The following is a 22,316-nucleotide window of genomic DNA, read 5'->3' as shown; positions in this document are numbered from 1 at the left end:
TCGCGCCGGTCACGGCTTGAGCCGGACCAGCCGATCCGGAGCCTCACGGAATTTCCCGAACGGTCAGAAGCGCGTCCATATTTCCCGCACCGCTCCCGTTTGACCTAGATCAACCCGTGGCTGACGCGATTGTGGTCGCTCTCGCAGACATCCTTGATGACCAGCTCAGGAGCTTACAATGACGAGGAACGCAGCTGTCGCAGCGATTGCATTTTTGGTGACGACCTCGTCTCTCGCCTTCGCAGCAGAGACATCCACGACAGTCGGAGCCGCGCAACCCAGTGCAGCCGATCTGAAGAGCCTGACGGACATGCGTGTCGGCATCGTCAAGGCCGCCTTGCAGCTGACACCCGATCAGGAGAAATACTGGCCGGCCATCGAGGATGCAATCCGTGCGCGAGCGAAAAACCGGCAGGCTCGGTTGGAGCGAATTGCCGAACTCCAGGAGAACGGACCGATGGAGGCCCTTGGTGGGAGTAATCCGGTCGAGATGATGCAACGCAGAGCCGACCGACTGATTCAGCGCGGGACCGATCTCAAGAAGCTCTCCGATGCATGGGAGCCGCTCTACAAGACATTGAGCGATGATCAGAAGCGAAGGATGGCATTCGTGTCGTTCGCCGTCATGCGCGGCGTGCGAAACGCGATCGAGCAGCGTGGTGGTCCGGACGACGAAGACGAATAAGGCCAACCGGACGCAAGCGAACAGCCCCGCGCCGGTTTGTGCGTGAAATGGACGCTCGACCAACGCGAGCGTCACCCGCACCCGCCAAAAGAAAACGCCGTATTGCGACCGTCCATCTATGTTGCGGGCGATTCCATGTCGTGGCGCGCATAGTCGCTTCGCCGGAAAGCACCGCGTTCATCAACCCGGTCATTCCGGCGGCGGAAAGCGGTCGAAGGTCGGCAGCTCATGCGCATCCTCCATCCAGCGCAGCCGCTCCGCGACCCGGATATGCATCGTGGCCGGCACCACGTCGGGATCGTCATAGGTACCGCTCTGGATGTCGATGAACCCGGGCAGCATGTTGCCATTGGTATAGAAAAGTCCGCTGCCGCAGTTCGCGCAGAAGTGCCGCCGGCCGTGCTCCGACGATCGGTAGATCCTGGGCTGCCCCTTGGTCACCTTGACCATGTCCTCGGCAACCATGACCCAACCAACCATCGGCGCGCCGGCGTGGCGCCGGCAATCGGTGCAGTGACACAAAGCATGGACGACCGGTTCGCCGGTCACCTCGTAACGGATCTCGCCGCAGTGACAGCCGCCGGTGACGTCAGCCATGTTTTCCTCCGCTCGATCAGTGGTTTGCCGGGTCGATAACGCTGCAAGCACCAACGCTTCAATTGCGCATCTAGCCCGTGCGTCGAGCTGTCGCGCGGTCCCCTGCGCCGCCGATCATGCGGGCCTCACGAAATCGTCATCTCTGCCCTCGGCCCCGCCCAGGCCTCGGGAATAAAGCCCCAGCCCCGCCGATCATCTCCCCGGAAACCCAATCCCTGGGCCCACGGGAGACTTGCCATGAGCGGACACGATCACGACCATCGCGATGAGGAAAAAGGCGTCAGCCGACGCAAGGTGCTCGAATGCATGACCTGGGCCGGCACCGGCGTGCTGTGGACCGTCACCGGCGGCGTGCCGCATTCGCTCGGCATCGTCGGCTCGGCCGCGGCTGCGGAAGCTGCGCCCGGCATGACCTTCATGCAGATCAGCGACAGCCATGTCGGCTTCGACAAGCCGGCCAACCCGAACGCCATCGGCACGCTGGAAGAGGCCATCAACAAGGTCCGGGCGATGCCGGTGAAGCCATCGTTCATGATCCACACCGGCGACATCACCCATCTGTCGAAGGCGTCCGAATTCGATGACGCCGATCGCATCATCTCGCAGGCAAAGCTCGACGTGCACTACGTGCCGGGCGAGCACGACTTCATCGACGAGGAGGTCAAGCTCTACAAGGAGCGCTACGGCCGCGGCACCAAGGGTCCGGGCTACTATTCCTTCGATGCCGGCGGCGTGCATTTCATCGGCCTCGTCAACGTCGTCGACCTCAAGGGCGGCGGCCTCGGCAATCTCGGCAACGAGCAGCTCGAATGGCTGGAGAACGACCTCAAGGGCCGCTCGAAGTCGACGCCGGTCGTGCTGTTCGCCCACATCCCGCTGTGGACGGTCTATCCGCAATGGGGCTGGGGCACCGAGGACGGCGCCCGTGCGCTGGAATATGTCAAGGGCTTCGGCTCGGTCACCGTGCTCAACGGCCACATCCACCAGGTGATGCAGAAGGTCGAGGGCAACGTCACCTTCCATACCGCGCGTTCGACCGCCTTCCCGCAGCCGGCGCCGGGCTCCGCCCCCTCGCCCGGCCCGATGAAGGTGGAGGATGCCAAGCTGCGCAGCATGCTCGGCGTCGCCAGCATCAACTTCAAGCAGAACAGCCAGCCGCTGGCGATCATCGACACGCCGCTGCAAGGCTAAGGGACAAGACCGATGAGTTCGATCAATCGACGCGACTTCGGGATCGCCGTGGTCGCGACCATGCTGCTGCCGGTCACGGCGGCCCGCGCCGAAGATACCGCGGTTCACATCGACAACTTCTCGTTCACCCCGCCCCAGCTTGAGGTGAAGGTCGGCACGACAGTGACCTGGACCAACCGCGACGACATCCCGCACACCGTGGTGTGCGCGGGCAAATTCCGCTCCAAGACCATGGATACCGACGGCACCTTCGCGTTCACCTTCACGGAGCCCGGCGAGTACAAGTATTTCTGCTCGCTGCATCCGCACATGACAGGCAGTGTCAAGGTTGGGTAACGTGACAACCCATACAATCACAACCATGCCCGGCCGGTGGCCCTCCGCCCCCGGCCGGGCACGAGCCGTCTCTCGACATGCCGGGCAGAACACGATGGTTGTCAACGCGTCGCAAGACGATCCCGAAAAGGCGCGGCGCTTCCGCGAGGCCGCGCTGCCGTATCTTGACGACGCCTATACGCTGGCCCGCTATCTGCTGCGCGACGCCGCCGACGCCGAGGATGCGGTGCAGGAATGCTATCTGCGCGCCTACAAGCATTTCGACAGCTACCGCGGACCTGCGATGAAGCCGTGGCTGTTCGCGATCCTGCGCAATGTCTGCCGTGCCGAATATGCAAGGCGCAAGACCGCCCCGACCGCGGTCGAGGAGTTGCCCGAAGGCGGCGAGCAGACCCCGCTGTGGAATGAAGCCCCGGAGACCCCGGAAAAGCAGCTGCTGCGCCGCTTCGACGGCGAGACCGTGCGAAAGCTGGTCGCGGCGCTCGCCGAGCCGTTCCGCGAGACCTTCGTGCTCAGGGAAATCCAGAATCTTTCATACCGCGAGATCGCCGATGTCGCCGCCGTGCCGGTCGGCACCGTGATGTCCCGCCTCGCGCGCGCCCGCGCCATGCTGCGATCGGCCTGGCTTGCGGAACAGGAGCAAGCGAAATGACCTGCGAGGAAGCCGAAGTGCTGATCCACGCGCTGATCGACGGCGAACTCGACGCCGGCCATGCGCGCGAAGTGGAAGCCCATGTCGAGGGGTGCGCGCATTGTGCCGCGCTCATGAAGGAGTATCGGGAGATCCGCCAGGCGATCGCCGAGAGCGATTTGCGCTACAAGGCGCCGCTCGAGTTGCGCCGCAAGATCGAGAAGTCACTGCCGCAACCGCAAGCGCAGGCGGCGCCGACCCGGCGCTCGGTGCTGCGCGGCTTCGCGCTGGGCTCCGCGGTGTCGGCGATGGCAGCGACCGGCCTTGTCGCGATCGTGCTGCGCAACGATGACGAGCAGCGCATCGAGAACGAGGTGGTGTCGGCGCATCTGCGTTCGCTGCAGGCCGGCCACCTCACCGACGTGATCTCGACGGACCAGCACACGGTCAAGCCCTGGTTCAACGGCAAGCTCGACGTCTCGCCGCCGGTGATCGATCTCACCGCGCAGGGCTTCACGCTGATCGGCGGCCGGCTCGACTACGTCAACGCCCGCGAGATCGGCGCCGTGGTCTACAAGCGGCGCCAGCACGTCATCAACCTGTTCGTGGCGCAGACCGCGAACACCGAACGCAAGGCGGCGAAGATCTCGACACTGCAGGGCTTCAACATCCGCCGCTGGAGCGACCGCGGCCTGAACTACTGGGCGGTCAGCGATCTCGGCGCCGACGAGCTCTCCGAGTTCGGCGACAAGTTCGAGGGCGCGATGCGCGCCAACAAGGAGGGGTGATTTGCTTCCCTTGGCCGACCGTCATTGCGAGGAGCGACAGCGACGAAGCAATCCATATCTCCGTCTGTCGCGCGATGGATTGCTTCGCTGCGCTCGCAATGACGGATAAGGCTGCTTCGTAGCCCGGATGCAGCGAAGCGCAATCCGGGAACGGTCTTGCCGGTTGTGAGAATCCCGGATTTCGCTTCGCTCCATCCGGGCTACATCGTGAGGCCTACGCCGACTTGCGCACCGCGTTGTCGACCAGCGTCTTGCCGAGCGACCAGATCGCGCCGGGCACCTTGTGGCTGCCGGCGATCACGTCGTCGAACGACTTCTCGATCCAGGTGCAGTCCTCTTCGGTGATCATGAGCGGCGGCAGCAGCTTGATGGTGTGGAGGCCGTGGCCGGCGACCTGGGTCAGGATCTTGTGATCCTTGAACAGCGGCACCGTGATCAGCTGGCAGAACAGGCCCTTGTTGGCGGTCTCCAGCAGATTCCATGACGCCTTGAGCCGCAGCGATTTCGGCGGACCGAACTCGACGCCGATCATCAGGCCCTTGCCGCGCACTTCCTTCATCAGCTCATAGCCGGGCACCATGCGCGTCAGCGCGAGACGGAGCTCGGCGCCGCGCTTGGCGGCGTTCTCGACGAGCTTCTCGGCCTTGATGACGTCGAGCGTGGCGATGCCGGCGGCCATCGCGAGATCGTTCTTGGCAAAGGTCGAGCCATGCACGACCGCGCGGTCCATCTGGTTGAAGATCTTGTCGAAGATGTTCTTGCGCGTCAGCAGCGCGCCGATCGGCACGTGACCGCCGGACAGCGCCTTCGCCAGCAGCACCATGTCGGGCTCGATGCCCCAATGCTCGATCGCGAGGAATTTTCCGGTGCGGCCGATGCCGGTCTGGATCTCGTCGGCGATGAACAGCGTGCCGTATTTGCGGCACAGCGCCAGCGCGCCGGGCAGGAACTCGTCGGTGGGCATGTTGACGCCCTTGCCCTGGATCGGCTCGACGATGAAGGCGCCGACCTGGCGCGACGACAGCGCCTTCTCCAGCGCTTCGAGATCGTTGAAGGGAATCGGAGTGCAGCCCGGCAGCAGCGGCTCGAATCCGCCGCGGAAATTCGAATCATCCGTCAGCGACAGCGCGCCGTAGGACAGGCCGTGGAACGAATGCCCGCAATAGACGATACCGGGGCGGCCGGTCGCGCCACGCGCGAACTTGATCGCGGCTTCGACGGTTTCGGCGCCGGAATTGGCGAAAAACACCTTGTCCAGATATGGAACATGTTCCAGAAGACGTTCCGCGAGCACGCCGGCGAGCGTCGAGACATCGAGCTGCACGAGATTGGGCAGATCGGCGTCGAGCACGCTCTTCAGCGCCTGGCGCAGAGCCGGATGATTGCGGCCAATCGCAAAAACGCCAAATCCGCTCAATAGATCAAGGTAACGAGCCCCCTGACGATCGAAGAGGTATTGGCCTTGCCCCTTCTGGAAGCCGACGTCGTAGCCGATGGTCTTGAGAACGCGAACGAGCTGCTCGTTGAGGTGACGCGTGTGCATGGCACCGCGCTGCCCCTCGCGCTCCACAAAAATCTCGGAAACGTCTAAATTGGAACTTACCATTCGTTACATACGTCGGTTGATGGCCATCTCGTCAACTTAAAACGCTCGCTAGCGGCGTTTTGACCCCCGCTCGGATCGTCCAGTTAAGCACAGGTTTGGACCATGTTGCACTGCCCAAGAACTTTCGCGCGTACAATAGCCTTTTCAGGTTTATTTTTGGCCACCGTATTATCACCGGCACTTGCAGCGGACCCGACCGGCGACTGGAAGGTCGCTGACGGTGTCGCCACCATCCGCGTCGCCCAGTGTAATGGCAACATGTGGGGTGCGGTGTCCTGGGAAAAAACCCCAGGCGGCAAGGATAAGAACAATCCTGATCCTGCGAAGCAGAGCAGGCCGACGCTCGGCATGCCGATCCTGATCGACATGAAGAAGAAGGCCGGCGCGGATGCGTGGGAAGGTCAGGTCTACAACGCCAAGGACGGACAGCTCTACAGCTCGACCATCAAGCCCGTCGGCACCGATCAGCTCGAGATCCAGGGCTGCGTGCTCGGCTTCCTGTGCGGCGGCGAGACCTGGACCCGCGTCGGTCCGCCGATTCCGGTGAGCGCCGCCGGCAGCCCGGCAGCGAAGGGCACCCAGCCCAAGTCAACAGCACCGCAGAAAACCACCGGTGCCGTGGCGCCGGCCACCAAGCCGGGGCAAAAGCAGGCCCCGGGCAATGCCAATGCGCAGGCTGACGCCGTGGGCGATATCTGCCTGCTCCCCGACATCGCGCGACCGACGCATTAGCGGAAACCTGCGGGAACACCGTCCGCTGACATCGCGGCTCGGCGGCGCCTGCCGCCAAGCCGGTTCGACAGCGAATCGCCAACGCGTCAGGTGACGTCGTTGGCGATGTCCTCCTCCTTGACCTCGCGCGGCTTGCCCATCAGCGCCGGCTGGAACAGCAACACCGCCGCGAGCGTGGTGACCAGCGAGAGCGCCAGCAGCTTGCCCATGCTGGCGGTGCCGGGATGGCTCGACAGCCACAGGCTGCCGAACGCGGTCGCCGTGGTCAGCGCGCTGAAAAAGATCGCGCGTGTCAGGCTCGACTGCAGGAGATTCGTCCTGCCCTGGCGCCACGCCGTGACATAGTAGATCTTGAACGCCACGCCGACGCCGAGCAGCAGCGGCAGTGCGACGATGTTGGCGAAGTTGAGCGGCAGCCCGATCAAGACGCAAATCTCCAGCGTGACGATGCCGGCGACGAGGAGCGGCACCAGCGTCATCAGCACGTCGACGACGCGGCGCAGCGTGAGCCACAGGAGCAGGCTGATCGTGACCAGCGCCAGAATGCCGGCGTGGATGAACGCCTTCACGATGACGTCGCCCGACTTCAGGATCGAGACCGGTCCGCCGATCGCGGTCGGCTCGGCGGCGAGCACGGCGTCGGCAAAGCGGCGCAGATTGTCGTTGTCGTTCGGATCGCCCTTCGGCTCCACCTCGACACGCATCAGGCCGTCCTTGGTCTTCCAGCTGTTGACGAGTTCCGGCGGTAGATTCTGCAGCGTGACGGTCTGGGCCTGCAGCGTGTTGCGGAGCTGATCGAACACGATCTTCATCGGCGCGACGAACACGTCCTGCGCCTTGTCGCGGGTCGCCTCATTCGCATCGGCGAGCTTCTGCAGCGCGTCGGCGAGCCGGCGCGCGGCCAGCGCACCCGGCCCCTTGCCGTCGCCCGCGGTCTTGCGCAGGCCGTCGACCGAGCTCTTCAGCGACTCGACATTCTCCTGATCCGACGGCGCCGGATCGACCGAATCCGGGTTGAGCGCGGGGCCGAGCGTCTTGGCCGCCTGCGCGATCAGCTTCAGCTTGGCCGGCTGGTCGTCGGGCACGAAGCTGTCGAGCGACATCACGCGCGACACTTCCGGCAGCTTCTCGAGCTTGGCCTCGATCTTCTTGGCGTCGGCTTCCGAGCGCGTCATCACATTGATGGCATTGGCGCCGGTGTTCGGATCCTTCCTCAGGTCGAGGAAGGTCGCGATCGATTCCACCTTGGAATTGCGCAGATTGATCGGGTTGAAGTCGAACTTCATGTAATGGAGCAGCGGCAGGCCCGCGACCGTGACCAGCAGCGTGCCGACGATGATCGGAACGCGATGCTTCTCCAGGAAGTTATCGAGCGGCGCCAGGAAGGCGTAGCCGACCGGCTCCTTCTCGCCGGGCGGATTGAGCAGATCGAGCAGCGCCGGCAGCACCGTGATGCTGGTGACGAACGCCACCAGCATGCCGGCGCCGGCGATCTTGCCGAGCTCCGAGATGCCCTTGTAGTCGGTCGGCAGGAAGCAGAGGAAACCGGCAGCGGTCGCCATCGCGGCGAGCGACAACGGCACCGCCGAGCGGCGCGCCGCGTTTTCCAGCGCCAGCGTCAGATTGTCGTTCTTGAAGCGCTCGGAGCGGTAGCGGACGCTGAACTGGATGCCGAAGTCGACCCCGAGGCCGATGAACAGCACGGCGAAGGCAATCGAGAGCAGGTTCAGCGAGCCGACCATCATCAGGCCGACCGCCGTGGTGATGGCAAGCCCGATGAACAGGTTCACGAACACGGCGAAGATGATCTTGCCGGAATGCAGCGCCATCCAGAGGATGACCAGCACGATCACCACGGTGCCGATGCCGTTGGTGATCGCGCCGTCCTGCACGGTGGCGTATTCCTCGTTGGCGATCGGCACCGGTCCGGTCAGGCGAACGCGCGCGTGATATTCAGTCGGGAATTTCAGATCGGCCGCCGCCTGGCGGATCGCATCGGTCGCGGCCTTGCCCGGCTCCAGCGCCGAATAGTCGATGATCGGCTTGATCTCGATGAAGGCGCGCTTGTCCGAATCGGTCAGCGGCTTGTCGCTGGTGAGCTCGCGCCACGAGAAGGTCGCGTTGCCCTTGGCGAGGACGGTCTCGACCGTCTCGGAGATCAGGTTGAAGGGCGGCGCGGCATTGTCGAGCTTGACCTGCCCGCGCTTGACGCCGGCAAGGCCGGTCTCGAGCGCGCCGGTCAGGCCGCGTATCGAGGGATCGCCGGCCATGATCTCGATCAACGGTGCAGCCGATTCGAGCTGGCCCGCGACCTTGCCGACCTCTTCGGTCGGCAGGAACAAGAGGCCATTCTTCTCGAAGAATTCGCCGGAGCCGAGCGCGGTGATCGCTTCGAAGTTCTTCTTGTCGGCCTGCAGCTTCGCGGTGAGCGCCTTCGCGGCCGAGCTGGTCAGCTCCGGCGTCGCTGCCTCGACCACCGCCAGGATCAGCCGCTCGCGATCAAATGCTTCCTCGAACTGGTTGTCGCGCTTGCGCCAATCGAGATCCGGCGAGATCAGCTTGTTGATGTCGGTGTTGATCGAGAAGTTGCGGGCCGTGTAGAAGCCGGCGCCGATCGACAACAGGACAGAGATAATCACAACCGGAAGGGCAAAACGCGTACAGGTTCTAACAACGGAGACGACAATATTTGTCAGCACTTCGTTTCTTTCTATCTCGGGGAAGCATGGCCGAAAACGCCCGCTCTGTAGCGGAGTTCCCGGGACCGATCTAATGTTGTTTTGGTTATCTTCCTCGACGGGACGGCGAGGAGGTTCCAAACCACAGGAACGGCCACGAATGGCCGGTATAAACCGCATCAGTGGGCGATAAAGTGACGAACAAGTGAGGGAGACGGACGGTCGCAGGGGTCAAAACCAACACCATATTACCTCTAAAGCCCCTCGTCCGTGACCATGCTCCCATCGAACCGCTACCTTTTTGCCACAAATCGCTGTATTTCCATGCGCTTGGGGCGCAGATCCCGTCCAGGAACTGTGATGGCTCGGACATTGCAACTGACGTTGCGACGTCCGACCTGTGGAGTGCGTTGCCGAAAAGGCCGCAGGGCATTGAACGAGATTGGTGCAATTTGCGTAACGGACGTCCGATGGAAGTGTTTCTTGCTCAGCCGCGCGGCTTTTGCGCGGGCGTTGTGCGCGCGATCGAGATCGTCGAACGCGCGCTTGAGAAGTATGGGCCGCCGGTCTATGTCCGCCACGAGATCGTGCATAACAAGCACGTCGTCGAGAGCCTGAAGAAGAAGGGCGCGATCTTCGTCGAGGACCTCTCGGAAGTGCCGGCCAAGGCGGTGACCGTGTTCAGTGCCCATGGCGTCGCCAGGAGCGTCGAGGAGGAGGCGGAAGCCCGCGACCTGCCGGTGCTCAACGCCACCTGCCCGCTCGTCACCAAGGTCCACAACCAGGGCAAGCGCTATATCTCCAAGGGCCGCGCCCTGATCCTGATCGGGCACGCCAGCCATCCCGAGGTCGAGGGAACCATGGGCCAGGTTCCGGGGCCGGTCCTGCTGGTCCAGAGCGTCCAGGATGTGGCGGAACTGAGGCTGCCGAGCGATGCGCCGGCCGCCTACATCACCCAGACCACCCTGTCCGTGGACGATACCAGGGACATTATCGCGGCCCTTCAGGCAAAATTTACAGATATTCAAGGCCCGGATATCAGGGATATCTGCTATGCGACACAGAACCGCCAATCTGCGGTAAGGGACCTCAGCAAACTGGTTGACGTCATTTTGGTGGTGGGGGCCGCCAACAGTTCCAACTCGAACAGGCTTCGTGAAATCGGCACCGAGGTCGGCGTCGCGAGTTATCTCATTGCCGATGGGAGCGAACTCAATCCGGATTGGCTCAAGGATGCGAAGGCCGTCGGCATTACCGCGGGCGCTTCTGCGCCCGAAGTTTTGGTCGACGATGTGATCGAGGCTCTGCGGCGGATCGGACCGGTGTCGGTCTCGGTCGTTCCGGGCCGAGAAGAGAATATCGAATTCCGGCTGCCAGCCGAACTGACTGCGGGCTGATCTGAACCCACATCACTTTGATAAGTGCAGAAAGAAATCGTCTAATGGCTATACCGTTCTTCAAGGAAATGCGTATCGGCGGTTATCTGATCAAGCAGAAGCTGCTTGGCCGCAAACGCTATCCGCTCGTGCTGATGCTGGAACCCTTGTTCCGTTGCAACCTCGCCTGCGTCGGCTGCGGCAAGATCGACTATCCCGATGCGATCCTCAATCGCCGCATGACGGCGCAGGAATGCTGGGATGCGGCCGATGAGTGCGGCGCGCCGATGGTGGCGATCCCCGGCGGCGAGCCGCTGATCCACAAGGAAATCGGCGAGATCGTGCGCGGCCTCGTGGCCCGCAAGAAGTTCGTCTCGCTGTGCACCAATGCGCTGCTGCTCGAGAAGAAGCTCGATCTGTTCGAGCCGTCGCCCTATTTGTTCTTCTCGGTGCATCTCGACGGCCTGAAGGATCATCACGACAAGGCGGTGTCGCAGAAGGGCGTGTTCGATCGCGCCGTCTCGGCGATCAAGGCGGCGAAGGCGCGCGGCTTCACGGTCAACGTCAATGCCACAATCTTTGATGGTCACCCGGCCGAGGAGATCGCCAAGTTCCTCGACTTCACCACCGAGCTCGGCGTCGGCGTCTCGATGTCGCCGGGCTACGCCTATGAGCGTGCGCCCGACCAGGAGCACTTCCTCAACCGCACCAAGACCAAGAAGCTGTTCCGCGACGTCTTTGCGCTCGGCAAGGGCAAGAAGTGGAATTTCATGCATTCCGGCCTGTTCCTCGACTTCCTCGCCGGCAACCAGGAATACGAGTGCACGCCCTGGGGCATGCCGGCGCGCAACATCTTCGGCTGGCAGAAGCCCTGCTATCTGCTCGGTGAGGGCTACGCCAAGACCTTCAAGGAGCTGATGGACACCACCGACTGGGACACCTACGGGACCGGCAAGTACGAGAAGTGCGCCGACTGTATGGCCCATTGCGGCTACGAGCCGACCGCGGCGACCGCCGCGATCAACAATCCGCTGAAGGCGATGTGGGTTGCGCTGCGCGGCATCAGGACATCGGGCCCGATGGCGCCCGAGATCGACATGTCGAAGCAGCGTCCGGCGCAGTACATCTTCGCCGAGCAGGTGCAGAAGAAGCTCTCGGAGATCCGCCGCGACGAGGCTGCGGCCGCCGCCGCCAAGCAGCAAGCGAAGGCCTCGACCGCCGCCTGACGCGCGATGTGAGCGAAAGCAGAAACATGAAAGCCCCGGTTCAGCGAACCGGGGCTTTTTTCTTTGGATCAGGATGCCGCCTGCTCTTCCGATCTCGTGCGCAGAAGCAATCTCTCGATCTCTGCCGCGCGCGGTGCACTGAGTGTGCCGCGCTCGATCCCGAGCGGGACGTTGCGCAGGGCGAGCTCGCGATACAGCGCGCCGGAGGGAGGAAAGCGCTCATCCAGCGCCCGGAGATGCTTGAGGATCGTTCCGACGTCGCCGCGCGCCACGCAGCCGCCCATGCCGTTGGCGAGGCCACCGTCGAGAACAGCCGCGACCGTCCCCCGCAGCAGCGGCATCATCGCGCGCAACGCGTCGGCCTCGCTGGCGCCAAAGCTCTTCCAGAGCTCGACGCCCTCCTTGAGCAGCGCGATCAGGAACGGACCGACGTAATAGGCCGACGCATGATAGAGCGCCCGCGCACCGGCCGGCAGCGCGAGCGGTTCACACCCGATGCGGGTCGCAAGCAATTCCAGGTCACGCCTGAAGTCGCCCTCTGCCTCGATGCCGACGGTGCATCCGCGCAACCCCTCGAGCGCGACGTCGGGATTGGCAAACATCTGCATCGGATGAAATCCGCCGGTCGCGGCGCCTGCGGATTTCGCATGATCGAGCGCGGCCAGTTCGGTCGCGCCGCTGCAATGAACCACGCGGTGACGCGGCTCCCAGCGCAAATCGCGGCAGACCGGCAGGATCGCGTCGTCGCTCACGGTGAGGAAAACCATGTCGCAGCGGTCGACGACCTGCTGCGCGTCCGTCATCGGCCGCGCCGACGGGATGCGGGATCCGAGCCGCTGCGCGGCATCGGCACCGCGGTTGTAGAACGTCGCGACGTTCAGCCCCGCGCAGGCGAAGGCCGGCGCGAGCGTTTGCGCCACGCGGCCGGCGCCGATGAAGCCGATCCGCAACGCCGCCAGCGCCGTGCTCATTGCGCGTAGCTCCCGTCGATGCGGTCGAGCCTGCGCCGTAGCGCCGGCCATTCCAGCAGGCCGTACCCGGCTTGCAGATTTTGCGCCGCTTCATTCAGCACCGGATTGGTGTCGCGCTCATTATCCAGCGTGATCTCGGTGCCGGCGAAACAGGTCACCGTGTTGCCGATCGCCATCTCGGTCGGCGCATGCAGCGGCCGGCCACAGCCGAGCGCGTCGACCTGGATCCGGCAGGCCTGCTCCAGCCAATAGATCGCATTAAACGCCTGCGGAATCGTGTTGCCACAAACCAGCAGGCCATGATTGCGCAACACCAGCACATTGTTGCGGCCGAGATCGGCGACGACCCGGTCGCATTCCTCCCGATCGATCGCCGGCCCCTCGAAATCGTGATAGCCAATCCGACCGTGAAACCGCATCGCCGTCTGCGACAGCGGCAACAGCCCTTCGGCAAGCGTGCTGACGGCGGTGCCTGCCCTGGTGTGGGTATGCAGGACGCACTTCACGTCGGGTCGCGCGCGATGGATCGGGGCATGCAGATAGAAGCCGGCCACGTTGACGTTGTAGCCGTGGTCGGGCTGCAGCAGGGTCCGGCCCTCGATGTCGATCTTGACGAGGCTCGACGCGGTGATTTCCTCGTACAGCATGCCATAGGGATTGATCAGATACTGATCGTGATGCCCCGGGACCTGTGCACTGATGTGGTTGTAGATCAGGTCGGTCATTCCGTAGAGCGCGACCAGGCGGTAGCACGCCGCAAGATCGACGCGGGTTGCCCACCCCTGTTCTCCCACGACGGCCCTGATATCGTTGACGGCACAAACTTCGATCTGACGCATGTTACTGGGGCCCTTGGTGTCGGATGACGGAGGCGCGCTCGACGATACGGCTGAGGTCTTCCGACGATGGAAGTGTGCCAAAGACATGCATCCCGTCCGCGCCAAGCCTGGATTTCACGAACAGATCGGCGGCAGCGGCGTCGCCATGCCTCAGCATCTCGGCAGCCTGCAGCGCATGCGCCATGCGGGTGACGAGCGCTCTCGCGTGCCCGTCGTCCGGGTATCGAGCACGCAAGCGATCGGCGAGGTCATCCGTGCTTCGGTCATAGACCGGATTGAGGCCCCTGCTCGCACGCAACTCGTCGACGAATGTGTCCCGGCAACTCGCATCGCGTTGCATGGCGCGCAAAACGTCCATGCACATCATGTTCGAGGTGCCTTCCCAGATCGAATTCAATGGCGCCTCGCGATAGAGCCGGGCCATCGGATTCTCCATGATGAAGCCGTTGCCGCCATGCACCTGCAGGCATTCATAGGTGAAGGCCGGCGCGCGCTGGCAATTCCAGAACTTCATCACCGGTGTCGCGACCCGTGCCAGCAATCGCTCGTGTTCGCTTGTCTGCAGGCCGTCGGTCGCACGCGCGATCCGAAACGCGCCGAGCATCGCCGCCTCGCTCTCGAGCGCTAGGTCGGCGAGCACGTTGCGCTGCATCGGAAGCTCGGACATCGGCTTGCCGAACGCCGTTCGCGTTTGCGCGTGGTTGAGGGCGAGGCTCAGCGCCTGGCGCATCAGCCCGGCGGAGCCGACCGCGAAATCCAACCGCGTCAGATGGGCATGCGAGAGGATTTCCGCGATGCCGCGGCCCTCTTCGCCAACCAGGATCGACCACGTATCGTGGTACTCGATCTCGCTCGACGCGTTCGATCGGTTGCCGCACTTGTCCTTCAGACGCTGAATGTGGATGCGGTTGGCGCTGCCGTCCGGCAGCAGGCGCGGCACGAACAGGCAACTGACGCCGGACTGGGTGCGCGCCAGCGTGTAGAATCCGTCGGCCACCGGCACCGAGAAGAACCATTTGTGGCCGGTGATCGCATAGATCTCGCCATGCGCGCCGCGCTCGACGAAGCGCGCGGTGGTCTGGGTCTCGCGCAGATCGGAGCCGCCCTGCTTTTCGGTCATGGCGTAACCGATGACCGCGGCGCGCTTGGCCTCGATCGGAAGCCGCCGCGGATCGTAGTCCGCCGCCAGCGTTCGCTCCCGCCACAAATTGAATTGCGGCTTGCCGGAAAACCCGGCGATTGCTGCGTACGCCATCCCGGTGGGGCAGCCGACGCCGTTCTCGATCTGATTCCAGAGATAGCTCAGCGCCGCACGCGCCAGATGGCCGTGCGGTTCGCGCGTCGACCAAGCGAGGCTATGCACCTCGCTCCGGAACGCCAGCGCCATCAATTGATGCCAGGCCGGATGAAATTCGACCCAATCATTGCGGTTGCCATACCGGTCATGGGTCAGGAGCTTCGGTTCGTGCTCGTTGGCCAGCCGTGCCGCCTCCTGCACGGATTCGCTGCCGGCATGGACGCCGAGCGCGGACAGCTTGTCTTTCGCCCACGGCGCGATCGTTGCGATCAGGCCACTCAACGCGCGGTCGTCATCGAACGCATTGAAGCCTAGCGCCGGCCGCGCCTGATTGCGCACTTCATGGGTTTCAAACGGAGCGGCTTTCGCTTCAGCGACAGCAACCGGCTGGACGCGCGCGTTCATGCGGAGACTCGCGATACGGGGGTGAGTTCAGGCGTGGCGTGGCGAAACAGCATGCGCGCGGAAAGCCCTGCGATCGACTGTGCGATCGCCTTCGCCGCGTCGGAATCAGGGGCCGCTTCGGGCGCGAGGGGACCGACCAGCGCCTCCATGAAGGCGCCGGTCACGCAGGATGCCGCGACGTTCGCGTCGATCTCGACGAACTCACCGCTGGCGATGCCGCGCCGGACCAGCCTTGCGATCTGATCGGCCAGGGCCGCCCGGTATTTCAGGCGCGCCGCGTCGATCTCGGGTTCACAGGGTTCGGCGATCAACGCGTAGGCCAGGCGGCGGCCGCGCATCGCCCGGACCGAGAAGGTGTAGATCGCATCCACCAGACATTGGGACGCCGAGCCTTCCGCCTCGACGATCGCGGCGACGACAGCCACCTCGCGCTCAGACACCAGGCCGAGCACCTGCGCGTATAGGTCCGCCTTGGAGTCGAAGTAGCGATACACGCTGCCCGTGGCCACGCCGGCCCGTGAGGCGATCAGGGCGATCTGGGCGTCCTTCCAGCCACTCAGCGCCACGGCCTCCCTGGCGGCATCCAGGATGCGTGCCTTGGTCTCGACCAGTTGGTTGAGGCGAACGGCGGCGATTGCCGTAGTGAACCTCAATTCATGAATAAAGGATCATAGTTCATCCTCGGATGAATAGCCGTAGCTGTCAAGCATCGACCCAGCGCGGTCCGCGTAGGGCCCCCTTCCCGGGGCGCCGGCGCGCTGCTGGCAAGTCGTCAGAGGCTGGCCGCGCGACCCCACCGGCGCGAGGGACACGGATATGCGGGGGTCTCTCACCGGACAGCGGACGCGCAAGTCCCGCTGACCGCGCGGAACCGGAACAGCGTGGCATCGAGCGAAACCTTCGGGCATCAAAGCAAAAGGCCCGATCGCGATGCGGCCGGGCCTTTGTTTTGAGCTTAATACGCCGAGAAACCCGGTCCCGGCCCGGCGCAGCGGATCAGGCCGCCTTCGCCGTGATCAGAACGTCTTCCACCGGCATCAGCACGTCGTTGCCGAGCAGGAAGCCGCGGCAGCTGCGCAGCGAGCGCAGCGCGCGGTTGAAGTCGATTCCGGTCGACACCAGCGCGCGCAGCGTCCGAGGATTGCGCGCGATGCCGCGCAGCACCTTGCGCAGGTCGATGTCGCCGTTCGGCTTCACCGCGGATTTCGCAAGTTCCGGTAGCGCCCGGTGCGCGGGATCGCTGATTACGCGCAATGCGGCAAACGGAATGCGGGCCTTGGCGGCATAGGCCGCCGCGATATGGCTCTCCATGTCGACTGCGGCTGCGCCCGTCATCGACCGCAGAGCGGCCTTGCAGGCCTTTGCCGCGATCACCTCTTCCACGCCGGCGAGACTGCCGCGGACGATCCTGCGGCGCTTCAGCGCGGCGCTGGCGATCATCTCTTCGTTCAGCGCGGATGCGGCCAGGAAACGGGTATCGCCCGACATCACCTCGGTCGCGACCACGACGTCGCCCGACTTGAGCGACGGATCGAGCCCGCCGGCCACGCCGAAGGAAATCACGCCACGGAAGGTGGTCGGATCCAGCGTCGCCAGCAACTCACGCAGCTGCTGCGGATCGCTCGAACTGCAGATTACGATCATGCCGGGGCCTGCCGCGATGCGGGCCTCCTGCACCAATCCAGTCACAATCAATACCGGCCGAGGATCAATTCTACTGCCCACGGTCTCGGCGGCCCCCGCCTCAACAATCACATCCCGACCCCTACCACCCTGCTATTGGTGCTTCTCAAATTTCGATACCGCGCCAGCGCCCAGAGCGGAAAGAACTTCGAGTAGCCATGATATCGCAAGTAAAATACCCGCGGAAACCCCGTAGCTGTGTATCGCTGCTCGTCCCACAGCCCTTTTTCCGTCTGTGTTGCCTTTAGGTACTCCACCCCCCGCGCAACAACGGGATTTTCGACCTCTCCGGCCGCCATCAATCCAAGCAAAGCCCATGCCGTTTGTGAGGAGGTCGAAGGCGCAACTTCATAACCCTTGTAATCCAGCCGGTAACTGACGGCGTCCTCGCCCCAGCCGCCGTCCTGATTCTGGACTGACGCCAGCCAGTCGACCGCCTTCCGAATCATCGGGTCGTTGCGATCGACCCCTGCGACATTTAGCGCCGAGAGCACCGACCAGGTGCCGTAGATGTAGTTCAGGCCCCAGCGGCCGTACCAGGAGCCCTCGGCAAGCTGGGTACGGCGCAGATAGGCGACGCCGTCGGCCATCGTCTTGCTGCTTTCGACGGTCTCGCCGAGCTGGCCCAGCATCGAGATGCAGCGCGCGGTAACATCCTCGGTCGGTGGATCGAGCAATGCGCCGTGATCGGAGAACGGGATGTTGTTGAGGTAATATTCGAGGTTGTTGACGTCGAACGCGGCCCAGCCGCCGTCGCGGCTCTGCAGCCCCTCGATCCACTCGCGGCCGCGCGCGATGGCCTCGTCATATTCCCTGGTTCCGGTATGACGCCGCACGCGATCCATCGCCATCACGACCACCGCGGTGTCGTCGAGATCGGGATAATGGTCGTTGTTGTACTGGAACGCCCAGCCGCCCGGGCGGACGTCCGGCGCCTTGACCGCCCAATCGCCCTTCAGCTCCAGCACCTGGCGCGGCTTCAGCCAGTCGAGGCCCTGCCTGGCCTTGGCCAGGGTGTCGTCGCCGCCCGCCTCCTGCAGCGCATGACTGGCCAGCGCGGTGTCCCACACCGGCGAGACGCAGGGCTGGCAATAGGCCTCGTGTTCGCCGATCACCAGCAGCTTGTCGATGCCGCGGCGGGTGATGGCGCGCGGCGGGAAATTCTCGTCCTTGCCGAGCGCCTCGTACATCATGACGATGTTGGCCATCGGCGGATAAATCGCGCCCATGCCGTCTTCGCCGTTCAGCCGCTCTTCGGTGAAGGCGAGCGCGGCATCGATCGCGCGCTGGCGCAGGCTCTTCGGAAACATCGGCTCGATCACCCGCAGCACGGCGTCGAGCGAGCGGAACAGATAGAACCAGCTGGCGCTCTGATGCGGTGCCTTCGGCGCCATGCGGACCGATTTCGGATCCTCCAGGAACAGTTCGTCGATGCCGACGCCTTTCGGATTCTTCGCACGCGGCTTCAGCGCGGCAAGCACCATCAGCGGCACCATGGTGGTGCGCGCCCAGTAGGAGATCTTGTTGATGTGGAACGGCGACCACATCGGCAGCAGCATGATCTCGATCGGCAGCACCGGCGTCGCGCGCCAGGTCACGACGCCATAGAGCGCGAGCAGGAATCGCGTGAACACGTTGCTGCCCGAAGCGCCGCCGCGCGAACGGATCGCCTCGCGCGCCCGCGCCATGTGCGGCGCGTCGACGGAATCGCCGATCATCTTCAGCGCGAAGTACGACTTCACGCTGGCGCTCATGTCGAACGGGCCGTCATGCACCAGCGGCCAGCCGCCATGGGCGCCCTGGACGCGGCGCAGATAGTTGCCGATCTTGGCCTCGAGCCCGGCATCGATCGGCTCGGCCAGGTAGTGACGCAGCAGGACATATTCGGCCGGAATGGTGCTGTCGGCCTCGAGCTCGAACACCCAATGTCCGTCGGACTGGCGATAGCCGAGCAGCGCTTCGGTTGCCTTGGAGATGCTCTTCTCCAGCGCGACCGGGTCGACTGCAACGCTGTGATCTCTCGCAAGCATTTCGCTCGATATCCTCTTCATCGCGGGCCGGCTGATCGAAAGCCGCAGCCGCTCCAGAGCATGATCCGATTGCTTCGGATCACGTTCTTGTCCTTTTGTTCAGTCGCGTTTGCTTAACGCGAACCGGTAGCCACTTCGCCCGAAAACGCGCCAACGGGTCGAATCTAACGTCTGGCCAGAACCAAATCTGCGGCGCGATCACCGGATCGCACCGATCCCTCGATGGTTGCCGGCAACCCGGTAGCAGTCCAGTCGCCGGCAAGGAACAGGTTTTTTTGCGCCGTCGCGGGCCCCGGACGCAGGGCATTCTGCTCCGGCGTCGCCTCAAATGTGGCACGGCGCTCGCGCACGATCTGCCAGGGCGGCAGGTCGCCGGAAACCCCCGAGGCCTCGCAGATGTCCTGCCAGATCGCCAGCGCGAGCTCCTCGCGCGGCATATCGACCAGGCGGTCGCCGTTGCTGATCGTCACCGACAGCCGTTGCGGGAACGCGAACAGCCACTCCACGAGGCCGCCGACCACGCCGAGAATGGGCACGGCATCGCGCGGCGGGTCGACGCGGAAATGCGCGTTCACGATGGCGCGGAATTTGGTCGGAGTTTTCAGGCCGGGCAGCAGGGATGCCGCAGCGCGCGGCGGCACCGCAAGCACGACGGCGTCGTCGGCTCCCAGCGCGACCTTGTCGCCATTGCCAAAATCGAGCTCACTGATGCGATCACCCGACATGCCGAGCGCACGCAATTCGTGACTGAACCGAACGCTGTGGCCCCTCTCCTGCAGCAGCTTCACGGCCGGCTCGATCAGGACCGAGCTCAGGCCGTCGCGCGCGATCAGCGGACGGCAGGCCTGCCCGCCCGCGAGCAGCGTCTCGCGCACGATGGCGCCCGCGAGCCCGGCCGAGCCCTCCGGCGGATCGACGTTCAATGCGGCGAGCAGCAGCGGCTGCACCAGGCGGTCATACAGCGTGCCCTTGCAGGGAATGGTGTTGCCGACCAGCGCACCGGTGCCGGCCCAAGCCAGCGGCGCCAAGGCGAGATAGTCGCGCAGGCTAGTGTCCGGGACGCGGCGCGCCTCGTCGAACACCCACAGCGGCAGGCGGGAATCGCCGAGGTCGAGCTGCCAGCGCCGGCCGCTCGCAAGATCGACGAACGGAAACTGCGCGCGCGCAGGCCCGACGAGACCGGCCTCGGTGCCGATCGCGCGCGCGTAGCTCAGCGCATGGCGATTGCCCGACAGCAACAGATGGTTGCCATTGTCGATGGTGAGATTGGTGGCCGCGTCGAAATAGGAGCGGCAGCGGCCGCCGGCCTGCTGCGTCGCCTCATGGACAAACACCTTGTAGCCGCCATTGGCGAGGCGCACGGCCGCGGAGAGGCCGGAAATGCCGGCGCCGATGATATGAACGGTCTTTTGCATCAGATGATCGCGTAACGAAGAAGGATGCCGATCTTGGCGGCCTTGGACACACGTACCGGCGCGCGCGGCGCGGTGAAGCCGCGCGCGATCAGAAGATCGAGAATCGCGCGGTAGTATTTCGACATGATCCGCGGCGCGCGCACGGCGCGGCGCGAATTGCGCTTCATGATCTCGTCGGATTTCTGGAAATGCATCTTGGCCCGCTCGGCCAGCGGCGCGCACACCTTCGGCAGCGCGCGGTCGGCGGTGACGCGGGCCGGATCGTTATTGGTGATGCCGGCGTGCCAGAGCCATTCGCGCGGCAGATAGAGCCGGCCGAGGCCGGCATCCTCGTCGATGTCGCGCAGGATGTTGGTGAGCTGCAGCGCGCGGCCGAGGTGATAGGCGAGCTGGATGCCGTCGTCCTCGGGCAGGCCGAACACGCGCACCGACAGCCGGCCGACCGCGCTCGCGACGCGATCGCAATACAAATCGAGCGTCGCGAGATCCGGCGCGCGGATGTCCTGCGGCACGTCCATCTCCATGCCGTCGACGATCGCGACAAAATCCTCGCGCTTCAGGCCGAAGGTCTTCACCGAGGCGACATAGTCCTTCAGCCGCTCCGGCGGATGCCCCGCATAGAGCGCGTCGATATCGTCGCGCCACTGCTGCAGCGCGGCCAGCCGCTCCGGCCGCGGGCCGTTGGAATCGGCGATGTCGTCGACCTGCCGGCAGAAGCTGTAGATCTGGAACATCGCCTCGCGCTGCGCGCGCGGCAGAATGCGCATCGCGGCGTAGAACGAGCTGCCCGACGCGGTGCTTCCGTAATTTGCGTTGGCCGCCGCCTCAACGCTCATGCGCCAGCCGCCGATTTGGAGACCGCACGCCGTCCGGTCGCACGCCGCGCCGTCTCGCCGGCCACGCCGCCAAGGCTCTGCAGCAGCAGTTCGAGCGGGCTCAGATGCACGCGCTCGCTGAGCGGATCGCGCACCTTCAGCATGTTGACGATCTTGTCGGCGAACGCCTGGATCACGGAGATCTCGAGCCCCAGCCTGAAATCCTTCACCTCGGCGGCGAGCGACTTGCTCTGGTCGAGCAGCGTCTCAGTGCGCACCGCGAGCGCCTGCAGGCATTTGAGCAGGGCCGGCTGCGATTTCGCCTCGCCGAGCATCTCGACGGTCGCGCCCGCGGCGGCCAGGGCATCGCGCGGCAAGTAGACACGGTTCAGGTTGCGGTAGTCCTTGCCGCAGTCCTGCAGATGGTTGTTGATCTGCAGCCCGGCGCAGAGCGCGTCCGACGCCGCCCAGGTCGAGGTATCCTCGCCGTGCACGTCGAGCATGAACCGCCCGACCGGCATCGCCGAGTACCGGCAATAATCGATCACGTCGTCCCAGTTCTCGTAACGCAGCTTGGTGACGTCGAGGCGGAACGCCACCAGCACGTCGAGCGCGTGCCGCGGCGGCATGCCGCGCTCGGCGAAGGCGCGGCGCAGATTGACCGCTTCCTTCTGGGTGTCGCCGTTGCCAAGCAGCTCGGCCTCCATGAGGTCGAGGTAGCGCAGCTTCTCCTCGGCGGGCAGCGTGGCGTGATCGGCGATATCGTCGGCGGTGCGAACGAAATTATAGAAGGCCAGGATCAGGGCACGATGCCGCGGATGAATGATCCACGACGCGACCGGGAAATTCTCGTCGCGGTGGGTCTTTCCGGATCGCAGGTCGCTCGCGGTGGTCATGGGAAATTTGGGCTACACTGGTCATGGCACGACGCAGGCGCGAAAGGTCAGCGCATGCGGGGGATTTGCGAGCCCCATATAGGGGAATACGCCACCAAAACCAATGCTGTCCGTGACCG

At 64.4% G+C, this 22,316-nt stretch carries 20 protein-coding genes; 8 read left to right on the top strand and 12 right to left on the bottom strand.

Annotated features, from left to right (window positions below):
- Positions 1–178: 178 nt before the first annotated feature.
- Entirely contained in the window at positions 179–685 is a 507-nt protein-coding gene (locus J6525_RS02180) for a Spy/CpxP family protein refolding chaperone (RefSeq protein ID WP_225641724.1), read from the top strand.
- A gap of 189 nt (positions 686–874) precedes the next feature.
- Here the strand turns inward: J6525_RS02180 and J6525_RS02175 are convergent, their stop codons facing one another.
- Complete coding sequence (locus tag J6525_RS02175) at positions 875–1,282, bottom strand: GFA family protein (RefSeq protein WP_225641722.1); 408 nt, start codon at positions 1,280–1,282, stop codon at positions 875–877.
- 237 nt (positions 1,283–1,519) lie between these two features.
- On the opposite strand from J6525_RS02175, the gene J6525_RS02170 reads away from it, so the two are divergent.
- The 4 genes from J6525_RS02170 to J6525_RS02155 all read left to right on the top strand — a co-directional run bounded on the left by J6525_RS02170 (position 1,520) and on the right by J6525_RS02155 (position 4,228).
- Positions 1,520–2,473, top strand: a complete 954-nt coding sequence (locus J6525_RS02170) for a metallophosphoesterase family protein (protein ID WP_225641720.1) — start codon at positions 1,520–1,522, stop codon at positions 2,471–2,473.
- A gap of 12 nt (positions 2,474–2,485) precedes the next feature.
- The gene (locus J6525_RS02165) at positions 2,486–2,809 is read left to right on the top strand and encodes a cupredoxin domain-containing protein (protein WP_225641718.1); all 324 of its coding nucleotides are present in this window, start codon (positions 2,486–2,488) and stop codon (positions 2,807–2,809) included.
- A 94-nt stretch (positions 2,810–2,903) separates the two neighbouring features.
- Positions 2,904–3,461: a sigma-70 family RNA polymerase sigma factor gene (locus tag J6525_RS02160; RefSeq protein WP_018270594.1), complete on the top strand. Its 558-nt coding sequence runs from the start codon at positions 2,904–2,906 to the stop codon at positions 3,459–3,461.
- The gene (locus J6525_RS02155; protein ID WP_225641716.1) at positions 3,458–4,228 is read left to right on the top strand and encodes an anti-sigma factor family protein; all 771 of its coding nucleotides are present in this window, start codon (positions 3,458–3,460) and stop codon (positions 4,226–4,228) included. The genes J6525_RS02160 and J6525_RS02155 overlap by 4 nt, the downstream gene beginning before the upstream one ends.
- A 214-nt stretch (positions 4,229–4,442) precedes the next feature.
- Here the strand turns inward: J6525_RS02155 and hpnO are convergent, their stop codons facing one another.
- Positions 4,443–5,834 carry an aminobacteriohopanetriol synthase HpnO gene (gene hpnO / locus J6525_RS02150; RefSeq protein ID WP_057015689.1) on the bottom strand — a complete coding sequence of 464 codons (1,392 nt, stop codon included), beginning with the start codon at positions 5,832–5,834 and terminating at the stop codon, positions 4,443–4,445.
- Positions 5,835–5,936: 102 nt separating this feature from the next.
- Between hpnO and J6525_RS02145 the strand changes: the two genes are divergently transcribed.
- Positions 5,937–6,566, top strand: coding sequence for a DUF2147 domain-containing protein (locus J6525_RS02145; protein ID WP_057015690.1), 630 nt, complete (start codon positions 5,937–5,939; stop codon positions 6,564–6,566).
- Between the two features lie 86 nt (positions 6,567–6,652).
- On the opposite strand, the gene hpnN is transcribed toward J6525_RS02145, so the two are convergent.
- Positions 6,653–9,265, bottom strand: a complete 2,613-nt coding sequence (gene hpnN / locus J6525_RS02140; RefSeq protein ID WP_225641714.1) for a hopanoid transporter HpnN — start codon at positions 9,263–9,265, stop codon at positions 6,653–6,655.
- 449 nt (positions 9,266–9,714) lie between these two features.
- Here hpnN and ispH point away from each other — a divergent pair, with 449 nt between their 5' ends.
- Complete coding sequence (gene ispH / locus J6525_RS02135) at positions 9,715–10,641, top strand: 4-hydroxy-3-methylbut-2-enyl diphosphate reductase (protein WP_225641705.1); 927 nt, start codon at positions 9,715–9,717, stop codon at positions 10,639–10,641.
- A 44-nt stretch (positions 10,642–10,685) separates the two neighbouring features.
- The gene (hpnH, locus tag J6525_RS02130) at positions 10,686–11,846 is read left to right on the top strand and encodes an adenosyl-hopene transferase HpnH (RefSeq protein ID WP_028331712.1); all 1,161 of its coding nucleotides are present in this window, start codon (positions 10,686–10,688) and stop codon (positions 11,844–11,846) included.
- Positions 11,847–11,914: 68 nt separating this feature from the next.
- Here hpnH and J6525_RS02125 read toward each other — a convergent pair whose 3' ends face one another.
- The 9 genes from J6525_RS02125 to hpnC form a co-directional block, all read right to left on the bottom strand.
- Entirely contained in the window at positions 11,915–12,817 is a 903-nt protein-coding gene (locus tag J6525_RS02125; RefSeq protein WP_225641703.1) for a Rossmann-like and DUF2520 domain-containing protein, read from the bottom strand.
- Entirely contained in the window at positions 12,814–13,656 is an 843-nt protein-coding gene (locus tag J6525_RS02120) for a class II aldolase/adducin family protein (RefSeq protein ID WP_225641701.1), read from the bottom strand. The genes J6525_RS02125 and J6525_RS02120 overlap by 4 nt, the downstream gene beginning before the upstream one ends.
- A 1-nt stretch (position 13,657) precedes the next feature.
- Complete coding sequence (locus J6525_RS02115; protein ID WP_225641699.1) at positions 13,658–15,358, bottom strand: acyl-CoA dehydrogenase family protein; 1,701 nt, start codon at positions 15,356–15,358, stop codon at positions 13,658–13,660.
- Entirely contained in the window at positions 15,355–16,011 is a 657-nt protein-coding gene (locus J6525_RS02110; RefSeq protein ID WP_225641697.1) for a TetR/AcrR family transcriptional regulator, read from the bottom strand. The genes J6525_RS02115 and J6525_RS02110 overlap by 4 nt, the downstream gene beginning before the upstream one ends.
- Before the next feature lie 343 nt (positions 16,012–16,354).
- Positions 16,355–17,113 carry a phosphorylase gene (locus J6525_RS02105; protein ID WP_376708411.1) on the bottom strand — a complete coding sequence of 253 codons (759 nt, stop codon included), beginning with the start codon at positions 17,111–17,113 and terminating at the stop codon, positions 16,355–16,357.
- A complete protein-coding gene (shc, locus tag J6525_RS02100; protein WP_225641693.1) occupies positions 17,110–19,071 on the bottom strand; it encodes a squalene--hopene cyclase in 1,962 nt (653 codons plus the stop codon). Before shc ends, J6525_RS02105 begins: the two co-directional genes overlap by 4 nt.
- Positions 19,072–19,235: 164 nt before the next feature.
- Positions 19,236–20,486, bottom strand: coding sequence for a hydroxysqualene dehydroxylase HpnE (gene hpnE / locus J6525_RS02095; protein ID WP_225641691.1), 1,251 nt, complete (start codon positions 20,484–20,486; stop codon positions 19,236–19,238).
- Positions 20,486–21,322 (bottom strand): presqualene diphosphate synthase HpnD, encoded by an 837-nt coding sequence (gene hpnD / locus J6525_RS02090; protein ID WP_225641689.1) that lies wholly within the window; start codon positions 21,320–21,322, stop codon positions 20,486–20,488. Before hpnD ends, hpnE begins: the two co-directional genes overlap by 1 nt.
- Positions 21,319–22,197, bottom strand: coding sequence for a squalene synthase HpnC (gene hpnC / locus J6525_RS02085; protein WP_225641688.1), 879 nt, complete (start codon positions 22,195–22,197; stop codon positions 21,319–21,321). The genes hpnD and hpnC overlap by 4 nt, the downstream gene beginning before the upstream one ends.
- Positions 22,198–22,316 lie beyond the last annotated feature (119 nt).

The sequence above is a fragment of the Bradyrhizobium australafricanum genome (genome assembly GCF_020329495.1).
GTDB classification, from domain to species: Bacteria; Pseudomonadota; Alphaproteobacteria; order Rhizobiales; family Xanthobacteraceae; genus Bradyrhizobium; species Bradyrhizobium australafricanum.
This window is presented reverse-complemented; position numbering and strand designations above follow the sequence as displayed.

What these genes read in the sequence shown, in the direction of transcription:
- J6525_RS02160 (WP_018270594.1), top strand. Translation starts at nt 2,904, where the DNA reads ATGGTTGTCAACGCGTCGCAAGACGATCCCGAAAAGGCGCGGCGCTTC.
- J6525_RS02125 (WP_225641703.1), bottom strand. Translation starts at nt 12,817, where the DNA reads ATGAGCACGGCGCTGGCGGCGTTGCGGATCGGCTTCATCGGCGCCGGC.
- ispH (WP_225641705.1), top strand. Translation starts at nt 9,715, where the DNA reads ATGGAAGTGTTTCTTGCTCAGCCGCGCGGCTTTTGCGCGGGCGTTGTG.
- J6525_RS02115 (WP_225641699.1), bottom strand. Translation starts at nt 15,358, where the DNA reads ATGAACGCGCGCGTCCAGCCGGTTGCTGTCGCTGAAGCGAAAGCCGCT.
- J6525_RS02170 (WP_225641720.1), top strand. Translation starts at nt 1,520, where the DNA reads ATGAGCGGACACGATCACGACCATCGCGATGAGGAAAAAGGCGTCAGC.
- hpnC (WP_225641688.1), bottom strand. Translation starts at nt 22,197, where the DNA reads ATGACCACCGCGAGCGACCTGCGATCCGGAAAGACCCACCGCGACGAG.
- shc (WP_225641693.1), bottom strand. Translation starts at nt 19,071, where the DNA reads ATGCTTGCGAGAGATCACAGCGTTGCAGTCGACCCGGTCGCGCTGGAG.
- J6525_RS02175 (WP_225641722.1), bottom strand. Translation starts at nt 1,282, where the DNA reads ATGGCTGACGTCACCGGCGGCTGTCACTGCGGCGAGATCCGTTACGAG.
- hpnH (WP_028331712.1), top strand. Translation starts at nt 10,686, where the DNA reads ATGGCTATACCGTTCTTCAAGGAAATGCGTATCGGCGGTTATCTGATC.
- hpnO (WP_057015689.1), bottom strand. Translation starts at nt 5,834, where the DNA reads ATGGTAAGTTCCAATTTAGACGTTTCCGAGATTTTTGTGGAGCGCGAG.
- J6525_RS02120 (WP_225641701.1), bottom strand. Translation starts at nt 13,656, where the DNA reads ATGCGTCAGATCGAAGTTTGTGCCGTCAACGATATCAGGGCCGTCGTG.
- J6525_RS02145 (WP_057015690.1), top strand. Translation starts at nt 5,937, where the DNA reads ATGTTGCACTGCCCAAGAACTTTCGCGCGTACAATAGCCTTTTCAGGT.
- J6525_RS02165 (WP_225641718.1), top strand. Translation starts at nt 2,486, where the DNA reads ATGAGTTCGATCAATCGACGCGACTTCGGGATCGCCGTGGTCGCGACC.
- hpnE (WP_225641691.1), bottom strand. Translation starts at nt 20,486, where the DNA reads ATGCAAAAGACCGTTCATATCATCGGCGCCGGCATTTCCGGCCTCTCC.
- J6525_RS02155 (WP_225641716.1), top strand. Translation starts at nt 3,458, where the DNA reads ATGACCTGCGAGGAAGCCGAAGTGCTGATCCACGCGCTGATCGACGGC.
- hpnD (WP_225641689.1), bottom strand. Translation starts at nt 21,322, where the DNA reads ATGAGCGTTGAGGCGGCGGCCAACGCAAATTACGGAAGCACCGCGTCG.
- J6525_RS02180 (WP_225641724.1), top strand. Translation starts at nt 179, where the DNA reads ATGACGAGGAACGCAGCTGTCGCAGCGATTGCATTTTTGGTGACGACC.